Annotated in this window: 13 protein-coding genes; all 13 read left to right on the top strand. The window is 69.0% G+C overall.

Translation table 11 applies throughout. The features are described from left to right. Positions 1-122: 122 nt before the first annotated feature. The 13 genes from ACIBJC_RS12250 to ACIBJC_RS12310 all read left to right on the top strand — a co-directional run bounded on the left by ACIBJC_RS12250 (position 123) and on the right by ACIBJC_RS12310 (position 14,355). Entirely contained in the window at positions 123-1,010 is an 888-nt protein-coding gene (locus ACIBJC_RS12250) for a dihydrodipicolinate synthase family protein (protein WP_399291005.1), read from the top strand. Between the two features lie 110 nt (positions 1,011-1,120). Further along, positions 1,121-1,819 (top strand): GntR family transcriptional regulator, encoded by a 699-nt coding sequence (locus ACIBJC_RS12255; protein ID WP_399291008.1) that lies wholly within the window; start codon positions 1,121-1,123, stop codon positions 1,817-1,819. Continuing rightward, a complete protein-coding gene (locus ACIBJC_RS12260; RefSeq protein ID WP_399291011.1) occupies positions 1,777-3,321 on the top strand; it encodes an aldehyde dehydrogenase (NADP(+)) in 1,545 nt (514 codons plus the stop codon). The genes ACIBJC_RS12255 and ACIBJC_RS12260 overlap by 43 nt, the downstream gene beginning before the upstream one ends. Before the next feature lie 536 nt (positions 3,322-3,857). Further along, on the top strand, positions 3,858-5,174 hold the full coding sequence (locus ACIBJC_RS12265) for an Nramp family divalent metal transporter (RefSeq protein ID WP_399291240.1): 1,317 nt from the start codon (positions 3,858-3,860) through the stop codon (positions 5,172-5,174). A gap of 500 nt (positions 5,175-5,674) precedes the next feature. Further along, positions 5,675-6,574, top strand: coding sequence for a hypothetical protein (locus tag ACIBJC_RS12270; RefSeq protein ID WP_399291015.1), 900 nt, complete (start codon positions 5,675-5,677; stop codon positions 6,572-6,574). 244 nt (positions 6,575-6,818) lie between these two features. Further along, positions 6,819-7,523, top strand: a complete 705-nt coding sequence (gene cpaB, locus ACIBJC_RS12275) for a Flp pilus assembly protein CpaB (protein WP_329829004.1) — start codon at positions 6,819-6,821, stop codon at positions 7,521-7,523. Between the two features lie 7 nt (positions 7,524-7,530). Further along, on the top strand, positions 7,531-8,829 hold the full coding sequence (locus ACIBJC_RS12280) for a CpaE family protein (RefSeq protein WP_399291018.1): 1,299 nt from the start codon (positions 7,531-7,533) through the stop codon (positions 8,827-8,829). A 107-nt stretch (positions 8,830-8,936) separates the two neighbouring features. Continuing rightward, the gene (locus tag ACIBJC_RS12285) at positions 8,937-9,329 is read left to right on the top strand and encodes a TadE/TadG family type IV pilus assembly protein (RefSeq protein WP_399291020.1); all 393 of its coding nucleotides are present in this window, start codon (positions 8,937-8,939) and stop codon (positions 9,327-9,329) included. Positions 9,330-9,333: 4 nt separating this feature from the next. Further along, the gene (locus ACIBJC_RS12290) at positions 9,334-9,732 is read left to right on the top strand and encodes a TadE/TadG family type IV pilus assembly protein (RefSeq protein ID WP_399291022.1); all 399 of its coding nucleotides are present in this window, start codon (positions 9,334-9,336) and stop codon (positions 9,730-9,732) included. A 77-nt stretch (positions 9,733-9,809) separates the two neighbouring features. Continuing rightward, a complete protein-coding gene (locus tag ACIBJC_RS12295; RefSeq protein ID WP_399291025.1) occupies positions 9,810-11,147 on the top strand; it encodes a CpaF family protein in 1,338 nt (445 codons plus the stop codon). Positions 11,148-11,157: 10 nt separating this feature from the next. Next, on the top strand, positions 11,158-12,096 hold the full coding sequence (locus ACIBJC_RS12300; protein WP_399291028.1) for a type II secretion system F family protein: 939 nt from the start codon (positions 11,158-11,160) through the stop codon (positions 12,094-12,096). A gap of 14 nt (positions 12,097-12,110) precedes the next feature. Beyond that, positions 12,111-12,995: a DUF5936 domain-containing protein gene (locus tag ACIBJC_RS12305; RefSeq protein ID WP_399291031.1), complete on the top strand. Its 885-nt coding sequence runs from the start codon at positions 12,111-12,113 to the stop codon at positions 12,993-12,995. Between the two features lie 46 nt (positions 12,996-13,041). Beyond that, entirely contained in the window at positions 13,042-14,355 is a 1,314-nt protein-coding gene (locus ACIBJC_RS12310) for a sensor histidine kinase (protein ID WP_399291034.1), read from the top strand. Positions 14,356-14,363 lie beyond the last annotated feature (8 nt).

The following is a 14,363-nucleotide window of genomic DNA, read 5'->3' on the forward strand; positions in this document are numbered from 1 at the left end:
CTGAGCAGGATGCCTGCCTTGTCTGGAAAGCGACGGTACTCCTGACGGGACCGCGTGTTAATATCTGATGCATCAGACATTACATTTGCAGTCTGGATGCGGCAATACCCCTGGAGGAGCACGTGAAGGACATACAGCTCGGCGGGATGATCTCCACCGTGGTCACGCCGTTCGACGAGAACGACGAGATCGATCTCGGCCTGCTGCGCGGCGAGGTGAAGTACCTGCTCGCGCAGGGCGTCACCGCGATCTGCGCCTGCGGCAGCACCGGCGAGGGCCAGACGCTCTCGCTGGAGGAGAGCGTGGCGATCTGCGAGGTCGTCGTGGACGAGGTCGCCGGCCGGGTCCCGGTCATCGGTGGCGTCATCCAGAACTCCACCGCGCAGGCCAAGCGGTACTCCCTGGCCCTCAAGGACGCGGGCGTGGACGCGCTCCAGGTCACGCCCGTGCACTACGTCTTCGCACCGTCGCCCGAGGAGACCGTGGCGCACTACCGCGAGATCGGCGAGGCCACCGACCTGCCGATCGTGCTCTACAACGTCGTCCCCTGGGCCCTGGTCCCGGTGGAGACGATCGAGTTGCTGCGTGACGTGCCGCAGGTCGTCGCCGTGAAGCAGTCGGGCGGCGACATCCACCTCCTCGCCGACCTGCTGCACCGGCTGCGCGACCGCTTCACCGTGCTGGCCGCCCTCGACGACCTGCACTACCCGGCGTTCGTGATGGGCGCCCACGGCGCGCTCGCCGCCATCCCGACCGTCACCCCCCGGCTCAGCGTCGAGCTGTGGGATGCCGTCCAGGCCGGTGACCACACCAAGGCCCTCGAACTCCACGAGCGCATCCTCACCGTCTGGCGGGCCATCGACGCCCCGAACCTTCCTGCCACCCTCAAGGCCGCGCTGGAGCTGCTGGGCCGCTCGCCGGGCCTGCCTCGCCGCCCCTTCAAGCCCGCCACCGAGGCCGAGCGCGACCGGATCAGGACGGCGCTGCGAGCGGCTAACCTGATCGACTGAGCCGCGAGTCCGTATCCCCTGAACGATCGCCACCGCACGGTCCGTCCGGGACGGCCCGTCCGAACAGAGTCGTCCGGCAGGACGCGAACGAGAAGAGCAGAGAGAGGATCATGGCCACCACGCCCGCCCGCGGCCGTCGCGGGAGCAACCCCCTGGTCGTGGAGTCGATTTCCGAACAGCTCTACTCGATCCTCAGTGACCGGATCACGACCGGGGTGTACGCGCCTGGCTCCCGGATCGACCCGCAGGCCATCGCCGGCGAGTTCGGCGTGTCACGCACTCCGGTGCGTGACACGCTGGTCCGCCTGGAGCACGACCGGCTCGTCGAGACGCGCCCTCGCTCCGGCACCTTCGTCACCCGGCCCACACGCCACGACGTCCACGAGGTGTGCCAGCTACGCAAGGCCCTCGAATGGCTCGCCACCGGCGTCGCCGCGCAGGCCATGCCCGTCGCGCAGATCACCGATCTGCGAGAGGAGGCCGTCGAGGCGATGCGAGCCGCCGAGCACGGCGACTACGAGCCGTTCTTCGCCAGCGACACCCGCCTGCACCGCGAGATCATCGAGGCCACCGGCAACACCCGACTGATCACCGCCCGGGAGTCCGTCGAGCCGTTCGTCTACTGGCTGCGCGTCCTCGGCGCCACCGGCCCCCACCGCCTCGCCGGATCCACCCGCAGGCACCTGGAAATCCTGGACGCCATGGCCGCCCGCGACGTCCCCGCCGCCCAGGAAGCCGCAGCCGTCCACCTGGTCGAAGTAGAGGAATGGACGCTGGCCGACATGGCCTCCCACTCCATCGTCACCTGACCCCTTCCGAGGTTCATCGTGAGCACTTACACACCCGGCGCCCCGCCCCCGAGGGCCGTGCCGGAACCGTCCCCCCGCCCTCCGCCCCCGGCGCATCACCGGACGGCCCCGCCGGGCCCTCCCTGGACACCGTCCTGGACCGCTCCCGCGCCGCCGCCGACGCGGCACGCGCCGCCGGGCCCACCGACCGGGCCCGCTGGCTGACCGCCCTGGCGGACGCCCTCGACGCGGCGCAGGCCACCCTCGTACTCGTCGCGCAGTGCGAGTCGCACCTCCCCGAGGCCCGCCTCTCCGGCGAGCTGCGCCGCACCTCTTTCCAGCTCCGGCTCTTCGCCGAGCGGCTCGCCTCGGGCGCGCTGGACGACATCCACATCGACCACGCCGACCCCGACTGGCCGATGGGCCCGCGGCCCGACATCCGCCGCACCACCGTCCCGCTCGGTCCCGTGCTGGTCTTCGCCGCGAGCAACTTCCCCTTCGCCTTCAGCGTCGTGGGCGGCGACACCGCCAGCGCCCTGGCCGCCGGGTGCTCCGTCGTCGTCAAGGCCCACCCCGGCCACCCGGAACTCTCCCGGCTCACGGCCGCCACCGCGCGGGCGGCCCTGGACGCCACGGGTGCACCCGCCGACCTGCTCCAGCTCGTCGAGGGCGAGCAGGCCGGCGTCGACGCCGTGCGGGACCACCGGATCAAGGCCGTCGGCTTCACCGGGTCCACCCGCGGCGGCCGGTACCTCTTCGATCAGGCTTCCGCCCGCCCCGACCCGATCCCCTTCTACGGAGAACTCGGCTCGACCAACCCGGTCATCGTCACCCCGGCAGGCTGGACCGAACGCTCCGAGGAGATCGCCGCGGGTTTCGCCGCGTCACTGACGCTGGGATCGGGCCAGTTCTGCACACAGCCGGGTGTGGTGTTCGTCCCCGACGCCGACGCCGACGCCTTCCTCGCCGCACTGCCCGCGGTGAGCGCGGGCCCGATGCTCAACGAGCGGATCGGAGAGGGGTACACGCAGTCCCTCGAAGCCCTGTCCTCCCGTGACGGTGTCGAGGTCGCCCGGCGCACCCCCGGCGGCGCGGGAGAGCCCGATGTCGTCCTGCTGCGGACCACCGCCGAGGTCGTGCGGTCGGACCCCTCGCTCATTGCCACGGAGGTCTTCGGCCCGGCGTCACTGCTGGTCGCCTACCGGTCGCCGGACGAGGTCGAGGCCGCCCTCGCCGGATTCGAAGGCACCCTGACCGGCACCGTCCAGGCGGGCAGCCCGGACGACGCAGACGGGCTGCGGATGCTCGGCCTGCTAGCCCGGTACGCGGGCCGCGTCATCTGGAACGAGTGGCCCACCGGAGTCACCGTCAGCGACGCCCAGCAGCACGGAGGCCCCTGGCCCGCCTCGACCGCGCCCACCACCACATCCGTCGGCACGGCGGCGATCCGGCGCTTCCGTCGGCCCGTGGCGTTCCAGAACGTGCCCGGGGCCGCGCTGCCGCCCGAGCTCCGGGAGGCGTAGGCCTGTCGGATCGCACCGGGCCGGGAGGGAGACGGTCCCGGCCCGGGCGGCCCCGTCGATCGCCACCGAGCGCAGTCGCTCAAAGGCCCCGGGGGGTGCTTCACGCATCTGCTGCTTCCCCATGGAAAGCCCGCAGGGCCGTCCGACGGGACGGGCGACCAGCGAATGCCCCCGGTGCCGCCTCGGGGGATCATCGACGCGGGACTCGCCCGCATCATCGTGCGCCGGGAGCGACCGCACTCCGGAGCACAACTGTCCCTGTTCGATCACGACGAGGGCTCGCGCCCGACCATCGCGCCGGGACCTCACCATGCCCGAACTGAGAAAACACCTCGGCCAGCCGACAGCTGACGACCACCGATGCCTCAACACCCCAACCGAAACAAAGGCTAGGGCCCGTCGCCTCCCTCCCGCCCACCGAACCCTCACCGCAGGCCCTCTTGCGCGATGATCGTCACCCGGCTTTGGTGACTTGGGTCACGTAACGAGACGAGCGGGAGGCGATGATACGTATGGCAGGAACAACGGAGACCGGCATGGGTGGCGCCGGCACGGACGATGCCGGCACCACCATCTCCCGGCCCCGCAGGTCGAGTTGGACCTACATCGGCCCCGGAATCGTGGTCGCCGCGACCGGCGTCGGCGCGGGCGACCTGGTGGCCACACTCATCGCAGGCAGCAAGTTCGGCTACACCCTGCTGTGGGCGGCGGTCATCGGCTGCGTCGTCAAGATCTCCCTCGCCGAAGCGGCGGGCCGCTGGCATCTCGCCACCGGACGCACCCTCTTCGACGGCTGGCGCAGCCTCGGCCGGTGGACCACCGGATACTTCGCCGTGTACGTCGTGATCTGGGGCTTCGTCTACGGGGCGACCGCCATGTCCTCCAGCGCGCTCCCGATCGTCGCGCTCTTCCCCGACGGTCCCGGGCTCAAGACCTGGGCGGTCATCACCGGTCTGATCGGCCTGGTCTTCGTCTGGTTCAACCAGTACGCCGTCTTCGAGAAGGTCATGACGGTCCTGATCGGCATCATGTTCGTGGTGGTCGTGTACGTCGCGATCCGCGTCGCGCCCGACCTCGGCGACGCCTTCGCCGGGCTCGCCCCGGTCCTGCCGGACGGCTCGCTGCTCTACACGCTCGGGCTGATCGGCGGGGTGGGCGGCACGATCACCATGGCCGCGTACGGGTACTGGGTCAACGCCAAGGGATGGACCAACCCCACCTGGATGAAGGTGATGCGGCTCGACAACCGGGTCGCGTACATCACCACGGGGCTCTTCGTCGTCGCGATGCTGGTCGTCGGCGCTGAGCTGCTGCACTCCTCCCACCTCGCGCTCACCTCCGGCGACCGGGGCCTGATCGATCTCGGCGCGATTCTGGAGGACCGGTTCGGCCCGACCACCGCCAAGCTCTTCCTGGTCGGCTTCTTCGCCACGTCGTTCTCGTCGCTCATCGGGGTGTGGCACGGCGTGAGCCTGATGTTCGCGGACTTCGTGGAGCGCGTCCGCGAGGACCGCGCGGCGGCGTCCGGCGCCTCCGGGGCCGGGGTGGCGGTCGAGGAGGTCGCGTCCGGTGAGCGGGAGCGCTCGCTGCCGTTCCGCGCGTATCTGCTGTGGCTGACCTTCCCGCCGATCTCGCTGCTCTTCCTCGACGAGCCCTTCGGCCTGGTCGTGGTCTACGGCGTGCTCGGCGCCTTCTTCATGCCGTTCCTCGCGCTCACCCTGATCTGGCTGCTCAACTCCTCCCGTACCCCCGCGGAGTGGCGCAACGGGATCCTGAGCAATGTGATGCTGGCGGCGGGAGGGCTGCTCTTCATCGTGCTGTGCATCCAGCAGGTACGGGACATTCCCTGGTAGGCCGTTCCGCGGGAGGCCGGGGCTGGGAGGCGGGCGCCGACGCGTTCGGCGCCCGCCTCGGTGCCCGGTCGCGCCCGAGTGGCACCTGAACCGTGCCCGCGGCGAAGATCGAAGCGATTGCTCTTGCCGAGTCCCTGTTCGCCGGGCGTAAAGTTGGTTCAGGCCAATGGAGTTGTGGCGGTGAGCGGGGTCGGGCTGTCGGCCGTCCACGCGGTGAAACGTTTATGACGTTGAAACTTCGGCAAAGTGAACTTGTTTCGTTTTCACATTCGAGTGGAGGCGGTGGCGGATGTGATGCACAGAGAATCCCCACAGTTCACGTCCACGCCCATGGTCGATACCGGCGCATCGTTTTGTCCAATTCGGCTGCCTATCTACCCTTATGGCGTTCCGTCTGGTGAAAAGCTTGGTAGTCGCGGATTGGGCTGGATAAAGTGCCGACGCGGGTGTATTCAGCAGTAGGCGGCCCGCGGTTCCCGGCGGGCTCCGCCGGTTACCGGATGGAAACGGGGAATCAGTACGTGTCGACCGCAATCGCCGTCACCAGCGCCGACCTGGTGCTGCCGGCACAGGACCAGCAGACGCCCACCGCCGCGGCGTTCAAGCCTCCCGAGGCGCAGCCGTTCGAGGACGCCCTCACCGATATGCAGATGCTGGTCGAGCAGAACGGCTACGTCGTCGCCGTCTACCCGTCCTCGATCCCGGCCGCGTACGAACGCCGGCTGCACGCCGTGCGGTCCGTCCTGGAGACGGACCGCGTCGCGCTGCTCAGATCGGATCTCCCGCCGCTCGGGCTGGCCGTGCTCGTACGCCAGTTGCGCCAGTTGTCCATATGCGACTTCAGCCCCGGTGTGGTCGCCTCGGCCGCCCGGCTGCTGTCCCACTACATCCACGCGGGCGCGCTGCTCGGCTCCGTGGCCAAACTCGACCGCGTCCCCGTCAGCCTCAAGGCGCACGCCAGGTCCTGGGTGCCGGGGTCGCAGTTCGGTGTGGTCGCCACCCCGCAGCCGCAGCTCATCAAGATCGGATCCGGCGAACTGACCGGCCCCGACTTCGCCACCCAACTCCTGGTCGCCCGCGGGCAGTCGCAGTCCGACTGGGTCGCCGAGACGCTCGCCCCGGCCTGGCAGGTCGCAGGGGTGTCCGAGGCCGAACTGCCCGCGGATTCGGCGCGCTGGTGGGGAACCGGCAAACTGGTGGAATTCGCCGCACACCTTCCGGACATCTCCGTGATGTACCAGTTGGTGGCATCCGTCCGGCGTGAGCGGTGTCATTGGTGCGGAATGGAGCTGATAGGGGACCGGTGTGGTTTCTGTTCCTCGCCGTTGCACACTCCCGAGAACCAATCTCAGCCAACCGGTGTCCTGAATGATGGGGCTCCCGTACGTCAGGAGCCGTAGTCGTGGAGCCGTGGACCGCCACGGAGCCGCAACGGAACCGGTACAGAGCCCCTGCAGACATGTGTCACACAACAGGCGGACACTGCTGGGCAGTGGGCGGCAGTCCCTTCCCACCGCAGCGCCCGCCTCGCCCACCCGCTCACACTCGCCCACCCGCGCACCACAGCCCCCCACCCGCTCTCACAACCGCCCACCCGCTCCTGTCCGTTCCCCACCGACGTCCCCGATCGAGGTTGTACGGTTCATGAACTCCCGCCAGCGCCGTGGCGTCATACTTCTGCTCCTTTCCGTCCTTTGTGCCTTCGCCGCGTTCGTAGGCGTCCTTTCCGTGATCAGCGACGTGAATTCGAAGGTCGGCCCCGAAGTGGTCGCCTACCGGCTGAAGTCGGACGTGGCCCCCTACGAGGTCCTGCGGAATGACCAGTTCGAGAAGATCACCATGCCGAAGCGCTGGCTCTCCGACAATGCGGTCACCAACCTCTCCGAGGTCGGCGGCAAGGTGGCCATCACCCAACTGCGCAAGGGCTCGCTTCTCCAGAACGACATGATTGTCAAGCGTCCCGCCCTCCAGCCCGGAGAGCAGGAGATCGCCATCATGATCGATGCCGCCACGGGTGTGGCGGGCAAGATCACCCCGGGTGCCTCGGTCAATGTCTTCGCCACGTTCGCGGCCGAGAGCCAGGGCGCGGCGGCCCAGTCGAAAATCATCGTCTCCAACGCGAAGGTTCTGGACGTCGGCAAGCTGACGGCGCTGGAGCCCAGCAGGGAATCCAAGAACCAGACCACCGAAGCGGTCCCGATCACCTTCGCCCTCAAGACCCTCGACGCCCAGCGCATCGCGTACGCGGAGTCCTTCGCGCAGCACGTCCGCCTCGCGCTCGTCGCTCCGGGCAGCGACACCACGCTCCGTCCCGGCGAACGCACGTACGAGCTCGGCAAGGACAAGTGAGGTACTGATGTCCACGAGGATCATCCCGGCCGTCGGGGACGCCGACGCGGCCAGATCCATCACCACCCTGCTCAGCCAGCTCCCCGACGTGGAGCCGGCGCCGCCGGTGTCGGACTCGACGCAACTCATCGACCTGCTCGCCCGGCTCGCCGGCGAATCGCTCGACGAACTGCCCGAAGTGGTGCTGGTGCACGAGCGGATCGGCCCGGTCCCGGCGCTGGAGCTGATCCGCGAGGTGGCGCTCCGCTTCCCCGCGGTCGGGGTCGTCCTCGTCACGGCCGACGCCAGCCCGGGCCTGTTCGCGGCAGCCATGGACTCGGGCGCCCGCGGCCTGGTCGCGATGCCCCTCAGCTACGAGGAACTGGCCAACCGGCTCCAGGCCGCCGCCCAGTGGTCGGTCGGCGTCCGCCGCCACCTCGGCCACGGCGGCGATGTCTTCACGGGCCCTGGCGGCACCGTCGTCACGGTCACCGGAGCCAAGGGCGGGGTGGGCGCGACCCTCGTCTCGATCCAGCTCGCCCTGGCCGCCCAGGCATCCGGCAGAACGGTGGCCCTGGTCGACATGGACCTCCAGGCCGGCGACGTGGCCTCGTACCTCGACGTCCAGTTCCGCCGGTCGATAGTCGACCTGGCCGCCATCACGGACATCTCGCCCCGCGTCCTGTCCGACGCGGTCTTCAGCCACGGCAGCGGCCTGGCCCTGCTCCTCGCCCCCGGCGAGGGCGAACGCGGCGAAGAGGTCACCGACCGCGCGGTCCGCCAGATCATCAGCGCGCTCCGCTCCCGGTACGAGGTGGTCGTCGTCGACTGCGGTACGCAGATGACGGGCGCCAACGCCGCCGCCGTGGAAATGGCCGACACCGCACTCCTGATCACCACACCGGACGTGATCGCGGTACGGGGCGCGAAGCGCATCGTACGGCTGTGGGACCGGCTCCAGATCCGTAAGGCGGAGGAGACCACGACGGTCGTCAACCGCTACAGCCGCGCCACGGAGATCCAGCCGCCCCTGATCCAGAAGATCACCGGCACCCGGCTGGCGACCTCCTCGGTCCCCGCCAACTTCAAGGAACTCCAGAGCGTGGTGGACGCGGGCCGGCTGCACGAACTGGAGAGCAAGAGTGTCGTCAAGCAGGCACTGTGGGGGCTGGCCGGAGAACTGGGCCTGGTGAAGATCCCCGAAACCGCCGAAAAGAACTCCAAGTTCCGCAACGACCGAGGAGCGATCGGCACCCGCCGCCGCAGAGGCGGCGGAGGCGGATCGGGCTCCGGCTCCGGCTCCGGATCCAAAGAGGGGAATGGCTGACCATGTGCGCTTCGGGGGAACGACCCGGTCGGCGAAGGCCGGGGTACGAGGTGGGCGGCACGGGCCGGACGGTACGGCGCCGCCACGCCCGGATCCGGGCGGCCCTCGTGCGGCGACAGGCACACGGCCGGGACCGCGACCGGGGACAGACCGCCATCGAGTTCGTGGGCGTCACGCCGCTGATCATCCTGCTCCTGGTGGCGCTCTGGCAGTGCGCGCTGATCGGGTACACGTTCATCCTGGCGGGGAACGCGGCGGACATGGGAGCCCGCGCGGGCGCAGGCACGCAGGGCACCGCACAGGCCCAGCAGACGGCGTGCGAGCGAGCGGCGCGGGACGATCTGCCGAGTGCCTGGACCGACGGCGTGGGGTACGGGTGTGACGGGGAGCGCGGCCTCTATCGCGCCACGATCACGCTCAATGTCCCGGTGATGGTGCCGGGTGTGCTGAATTTCCCGTTCCCGGTCGACGGCGAAGCCGCGTCCGTCAAGGAGAACTGAAGCCATGGCAGAGCGCAAAGACGTCACAAGCCGCCGAAGCCGCCGCCGGCAGTCCGGCCAGGTCGCCCTTGAGTATCTGGGCTTCGTCCCCCTACTGCTGCTCGTGGGGTTCTTCGCCATCCAGATCGGGATCGTGGCGTACACCGTGAACCAGGCGGGCACCGCCGCCCGGGTGGCCGCGCGGACGGCGAGCCAGGACGTGCTGGACCAGGAGCTGGACCCCGAGGTGGCAGGCCGCAGGGCCACCAGTGAGTGGCTGTCCCGTGACAACGGGAAGATGCGCTTCTCGCATCGGGGTCTCGACAACGTGACGTACACCGCGGAAGTCAAGATCCCCTCAGTGGTTCCGGGCATCGAGGACTGGGGCTGGGTCAAGCGCAGTTCGACCATGCCCCGCGGCTGACCGATGCGGAGAGACTCCGCTCAGGGACCAACCGCACCAACGCACCACCGGTCAGCACCACCGAGGAGTTACGCACCATGAGCCTGCGGGCACGGATCACCTCCCCCGAGGAGAACGGCGCGACGGGGGAAGACAGTCACCTCGTCGTCACCTACCGCGCCAAGCTGCTGGAAGAGATCGACCTCGCCGAGATGTCCGCCCTGGCGGCCGCCGACCGGCGCACCCGGCTGGAGCGTGTCCTCGGGCACATCATCAGCCGCGAGGGCCCGGTGCTCTCCACCGTCGAGCGCGCCCAGCTCATCCGCCGGGTCGTCGACGAGGCCCTGGGCCTCGGCATTCTGGAGCCTCTTCTGGAGGACGCCTCGATCACGGAAATCATGGTGAACGGGCCCGATCAGATCTTCGTCGAGCGCGGCGGCCGGGTGGAACAGCTCCCGATGCGTTTCGGCTCGCACGACCAGCTCATGCAGACCATCGAGCGCATCGTCTCCACCGTCAACCGGCGCGTCGACGAGTCCAACCCGATGGTCGACGCCCGTCTGCCGTCCGGTGAGCGTGTCAACGTCATCATCCCGCCGCTCTCCCTGACCGGCGCCACGCTCACCATCCGCCGGTTCCCCCGCGCCTTCACCCTGAACGAGATGCTCAACTTCGGCTCGCTGGACGAGCAGATGGTGCTCCTGCTGTCCGCGCTCGTCCAGGCGAAGTTCAACATCATCGTGTCGGGCGCCACCGGCACCGGCAAGACGACCCTGCTCAACGCGCTCTCCGGGCTGATCCCCGAGGGCGAGCGCATCATCACCATCGAGGACTCCGCCGAACTCCAGCTCCAGCAGGCCCATGTCATCCGGCTGGAGTCCCGCCCGGCCAACGTCGAGGGCAAGGGACACATCAGCATCCGCGACCTCGTCCGTAACTCCCTGCGTATGCGCCCCGACCGTATCGTCGTCGGTGAGGTCCGAGGCGGTGAGTCCCTCGACATGCTCCAGGCGATGTCCACCGGTCACGACGGATCCCTCGCCACGGTCCACGCGAACAACGCGGAGGACGCGCTGATGCGTCTCCAGACCCTGGCGTCGATGTCCGAGATCAAGATCCCCTTCGAGGCGCTGCACGACCAGATCAACAGCGCCGTCGATGTGATCGTGCAGCTCACCCGGCACGCCGACGGCTCCCGCCGGATCACCGAGATCGCGGTGCTCGACTCCCACGGCAGTGACGCGTACCGCATCGTCAGCGCCGTCCGCTTCAAGGCCCGCCCCATGGACGCCGACGGACGGATCCGGGGCGCCTTCCAGTACTTCCCGCTTCCGCGACGCGTGGCCGAGCGTCTCTACATGGCCAACCAGCCCATTCCCCAGGCCTTCGGAGTCGCCGAGTCCGAAGAACAGCTCCTCACCCGAGAGGCCAAGTAGGTAGCCCGTCATGGACAATCTCGTTCTCCCCACGATCGGCGTCACGCTTCTGTGCTGCCTGTTCGGCGTCATGGGCGTGCACGCCTACGCGGCGGGCAAGTCCCAGCGCCAGGCGCTCGTCGACCGGCTCTCGACCACCGGCCAGATACCGATCGTCGGCCGGAGAAAGCGGTTCGGCGGCATCGATCGCCGGCTGCGCAGGACGAGAATCGGCAAGAAGATCGAACTGAAGCTGGCCGCGACCGGCCTCGACCTCACTCCGGGGGAGTACTTCGTCTACATGATCGCCGCTGTGGTCGTGCTGTGGCTGACGGCGTCCTCCCTGCTGACGTCCTTCTTCGGACCGCTGGCCGGGCTCGCGGCACTGTGGGGGTCGAACACCTTCCTCAACTGGCAGCGCATCAAGCGCACCGAGCGCTTCATCAACCAGCTTCCCGAGCTCTCCCGCATCCTCGCCAACGCCACTCAGGCCGGACTCGCGCTGCGTACGTCCATCGCCATGGCGGCCGACGAACTGGAGGCACCGGCGGGCGAGGAGTTGAGCTGGGTCGCGCGGCGGCTGGCCATGGGGGAGTCCCTCGACAACGCCCTCGGCGAGCTGTCCGAGCGACTGCCCTCCCGTGAACTGGTCGTCCTGGTGACCACGCTGGTGCTCTCCAACCGGGCCGGCGGTACGGTCGTCAGTTCGCTGCGCAACCTCACGGAGACACTGGAGGAGCGCAAGGAGACCCGCCGCGAGGTCAAGACCCAGCTCTCACAGGTGACGGTGACCGCGTACGCCGTTCCGGCGTTCGGCTTCGCCGCGCTGCTCCTGCTGAACGCCGTGATGCCGGGTGCGCTCGACCGTATGACCGGCGCTCTGGCGGGCCAGGTCGCCGTCATCGCCTCGCTGGTGCTGTATGCCATCGGATTCGTTGTGATCCGCCGCCTGTCCCGTATCGACATCTGAGGGGAGAGGCAGATATGGAACTGCTGCTCGCGCTCGTGATCGGCCTGGGTGTGTACGGTGCCATCCACGGCATCCGTATGTACCGGGCCGACGCCAAACTGCCCGGTGACCTCGCCATCGCCCTGGAAGTCGGGTCCACCCGTACCAGCGCAGTCGGCTCCGGCATCGACCGGCTCGGTATGCGCTGGGCCCCTGCCGTGCTGCGGATGATGGGCCCCAAACAGGTCAACAAGAAGCGCCGCCAGATCGACCTGGCGGGCAACCCGGGCGGTCTGACGATCGACCGTTACGCCGCCCGGCGCGCTGTTTACGGTGCTCTGGGCGTGGCCGGCGCGTTCTCGATGATCATCCGTGGACAGGTCTTTCCGGCCCTGCTCATGGTCCTCTTCGGCATCTTCTGGATCGAGGCGGGCATCTGGTCCGCCATCCGAGTCCGCCGGGACCACATCGAACGCACCCTGCCCGACTTCCTCGACGTCCTCGCGGTCGTCGTCAGCGCCGGCCTCGGATTCCGGCAGGCGCTCGATCGGGTGGCCGAGAAGTACGCGGGCCCCTGGTCCGACGAACTGCGCATCACCCTGCGCCAGATGGACATGGGGGTCAGCCGCCGCCAGGCGTTCGAGGAACTGCGCAAGCGCAACGACTCCGAGCAGGTCGCGATGTTCGTCACCGCGCTCCAGCAGGGCGAGGAACTGGGCGCGCCGATCGTCGACACGCTGATCGCCATCGCCAACGACATGCGCCGTACGGACGCCCAGAACGCACGGCGCAAGGCAGCCAAGGCTGTCCCCAAGGCGACCTTCGCGGTCACCTCGTTCCTGCTCCCGGGCACGCTGCTGCTGCTCACTGTGGGCTTCTACTACGGCGCGAACGTGGACTTCGGCAATCTGGGCGGCTGAGATGCCGCCTCGCTCGCGACGTCGCAAAGAAGGGGGTGTCAGGCACATGGCATTTCAACTGCCCCGGCTGCGAGCCGGGTTGGGTGCGGAACTACGCCTGAGTCCCACCGAGCAGGAGTCAACTCCCGCGCTTCCGATCCAGATCAACGCGCTCCAGGCGATGTGCCGCCAGGTCTTCGGATTCCGGCTGGCGATGATCGCCATGGCGACCCCGTTCGCCTTGGCGGGCACCGCGCCCGGTGTGCCGACGGTCCTGGTCAGCGGGGCCGTCCTCGTCACGTTCATGGGCTCGTACGTCCTCTTCCGCGACTGGGAACGATTCGGCCCGCTGCTGCTCAAGCACTCCTGGCTGCTGGGAGCGGACGCGCTGTTCGGAGCCTTGCTGCTGATCACCGCCACCCCCGATTCCACTCTTGGCTATGTCACCGTCTGCACTCCGTTGCTCGCGGGTCTTGTTTACGGCTGGCGTGGCGCGGTCTTCTTCTCGGCACTCCAGATCGCGATTCTCTGCGTGGTCTATGTCACCAACGTGGATCTGAAAGCGACCCTCACCACGGCGCTCCTCCTCCCCGGCTTCTGCGTCATCGCGGGCGCGGTCGGTGTCACGCTGCGCGGCCTGCTGCTCCGCTTCGGCAACGCCAGCCAGGCACTGACCGAGACCCGGGCGCGGCTCGCCGTGAGCGAGGCGATTGAGGAGGAACGGGCCCGGCTCGCCCGGGAGATGCACGATTCGGTCGCCAAGACGCTGCACGGGCTGGCGATGGCGGCCGAAGGGCTCGCAAGCTCCGCAGGACGGATGGACGCCCAGACCGTACGGCAGCAGGCCGAGCTGGTCGCACGCTCGGCCCGCCGCGCGGCGGGCGAGTCGCGGGAGCTGCTCTCGGACCTGCGCCGTGAATCCGGGCTCGACGGAGGCGTGGCCGTCATCGGCGAACTCGCCGCCCGTACGGAAGACTTCGGACACCGTAGCGGCCTCAAGGTGTCGTTCCGACAGTTCGGTGACGAGACCGCACCTGCCGTGCCGCACGCGGTGGCAAGGCAGTTGCTCACGATCGCCTCCGAGGCGATGGAGAACGCGAACCGCCACGCACAACCGGAGACCGTGGACGTGTCCGCCGGCACCGTCGGTGACCAGTTCCGTATCAGCGTCTACGACAACGGCCGGGGGCTCCCACCCGGCACCACCCTCGACGACCTCCGGCGGGCCGGGCACTTCGGCCTCGTCGGGATGGTCGAACGGGCCGCCGGGATCGGGGCCCGTATCCGTATCGGCAAAGGCAAGGCGGCGGTCGGTACGGAAGTACGGGTCGACCTGCCGCTGGTGGCGCTCCGCTCGGCGCCACCGCCCGAACACGATTGAACACCTTC

Source organism: Streptomyces sp. NPDC050509, assembly GCF_044457965.1.
Lineage (GTDB): Bacteria > Actinomycetota > Actinomycetes > Streptomycetales > Streptomycetaceae > Streptomyces.

Bases quoted from the DNA above. Each gene is read 5' to 3' on its own strand.
- ACIBJC_RS12255 (WP_399291008.1), top strand. From the start codon at position 1,121: ATGGCCACCACGCCCGCCCGCGGCCGTCGCGGGAGCAACCCCCTGGTC.
- ACIBJC_RS12260 (WP_399291011.1), top strand. From the start codon at position 1,777: ATGGACGCTGGCCGACATGGCCTCCCACTCCATCGTCACCTGACCCCT.
- ACIBJC_RS12265 (WP_399291240.1), top strand. From the start codon at position 3,858: ATGGGTGGCGCCGGCACGGACGATGCCGGCACCACCATCTCCCGGCCC.
- ACIBJC_RS12270 (WP_399291015.1), top strand. From the start codon at position 5,675: ATGGAAACGGGGAATCAGTACGTGTCGACCGCAATCGCCGTCACCAGC.
- cpaB (WP_329829004.1), top strand. From the start codon at position 6,819: ATGAACTCCCGCCAGCGCCGTGGCGTCATACTTCTGCTCCTTTCCGTC.
- ACIBJC_RS12280 (WP_399291018.1), top strand. From the start codon at position 7,531: ATGTCCACGAGGATCATCCCGGCCGTCGGGGACGCCGACGCGGCCAGA.
- ACIBJC_RS12290 (WP_399291022.1), top strand. From the start codon at position 9,334: ATGGCAGAGCGCAAAGACGTCACAAGCCGCCGAAGCCGCCGCCGGCAG.
- ACIBJC_RS12295 (WP_399291025.1), top strand. From the start codon at position 9,810: ATGAGCCTGCGGGCACGGATCACCTCCCCCGAGGAGAACGGCGCGACG.
- ACIBJC_RS12300 (WP_399291028.1), top strand. From the start codon at position 11,158: ATGGACAATCTCGTTCTCCCCACGATCGGCGTCACGCTTCTGTGCTGC.
- ACIBJC_RS12305 (WP_399291031.1), top strand. From the start codon at position 12,111: ATGGAACTGCTGCTCGCGCTCGTGATCGGCCTGGGTGTGTACGGTGCC.
- ACIBJC_RS12310 (WP_399291034.1), top strand. From the start codon at position 13,042: ATGGCATTTCAACTGCCCCGGCTGCGAGCCGGGTTGGGTGCGGAACTA.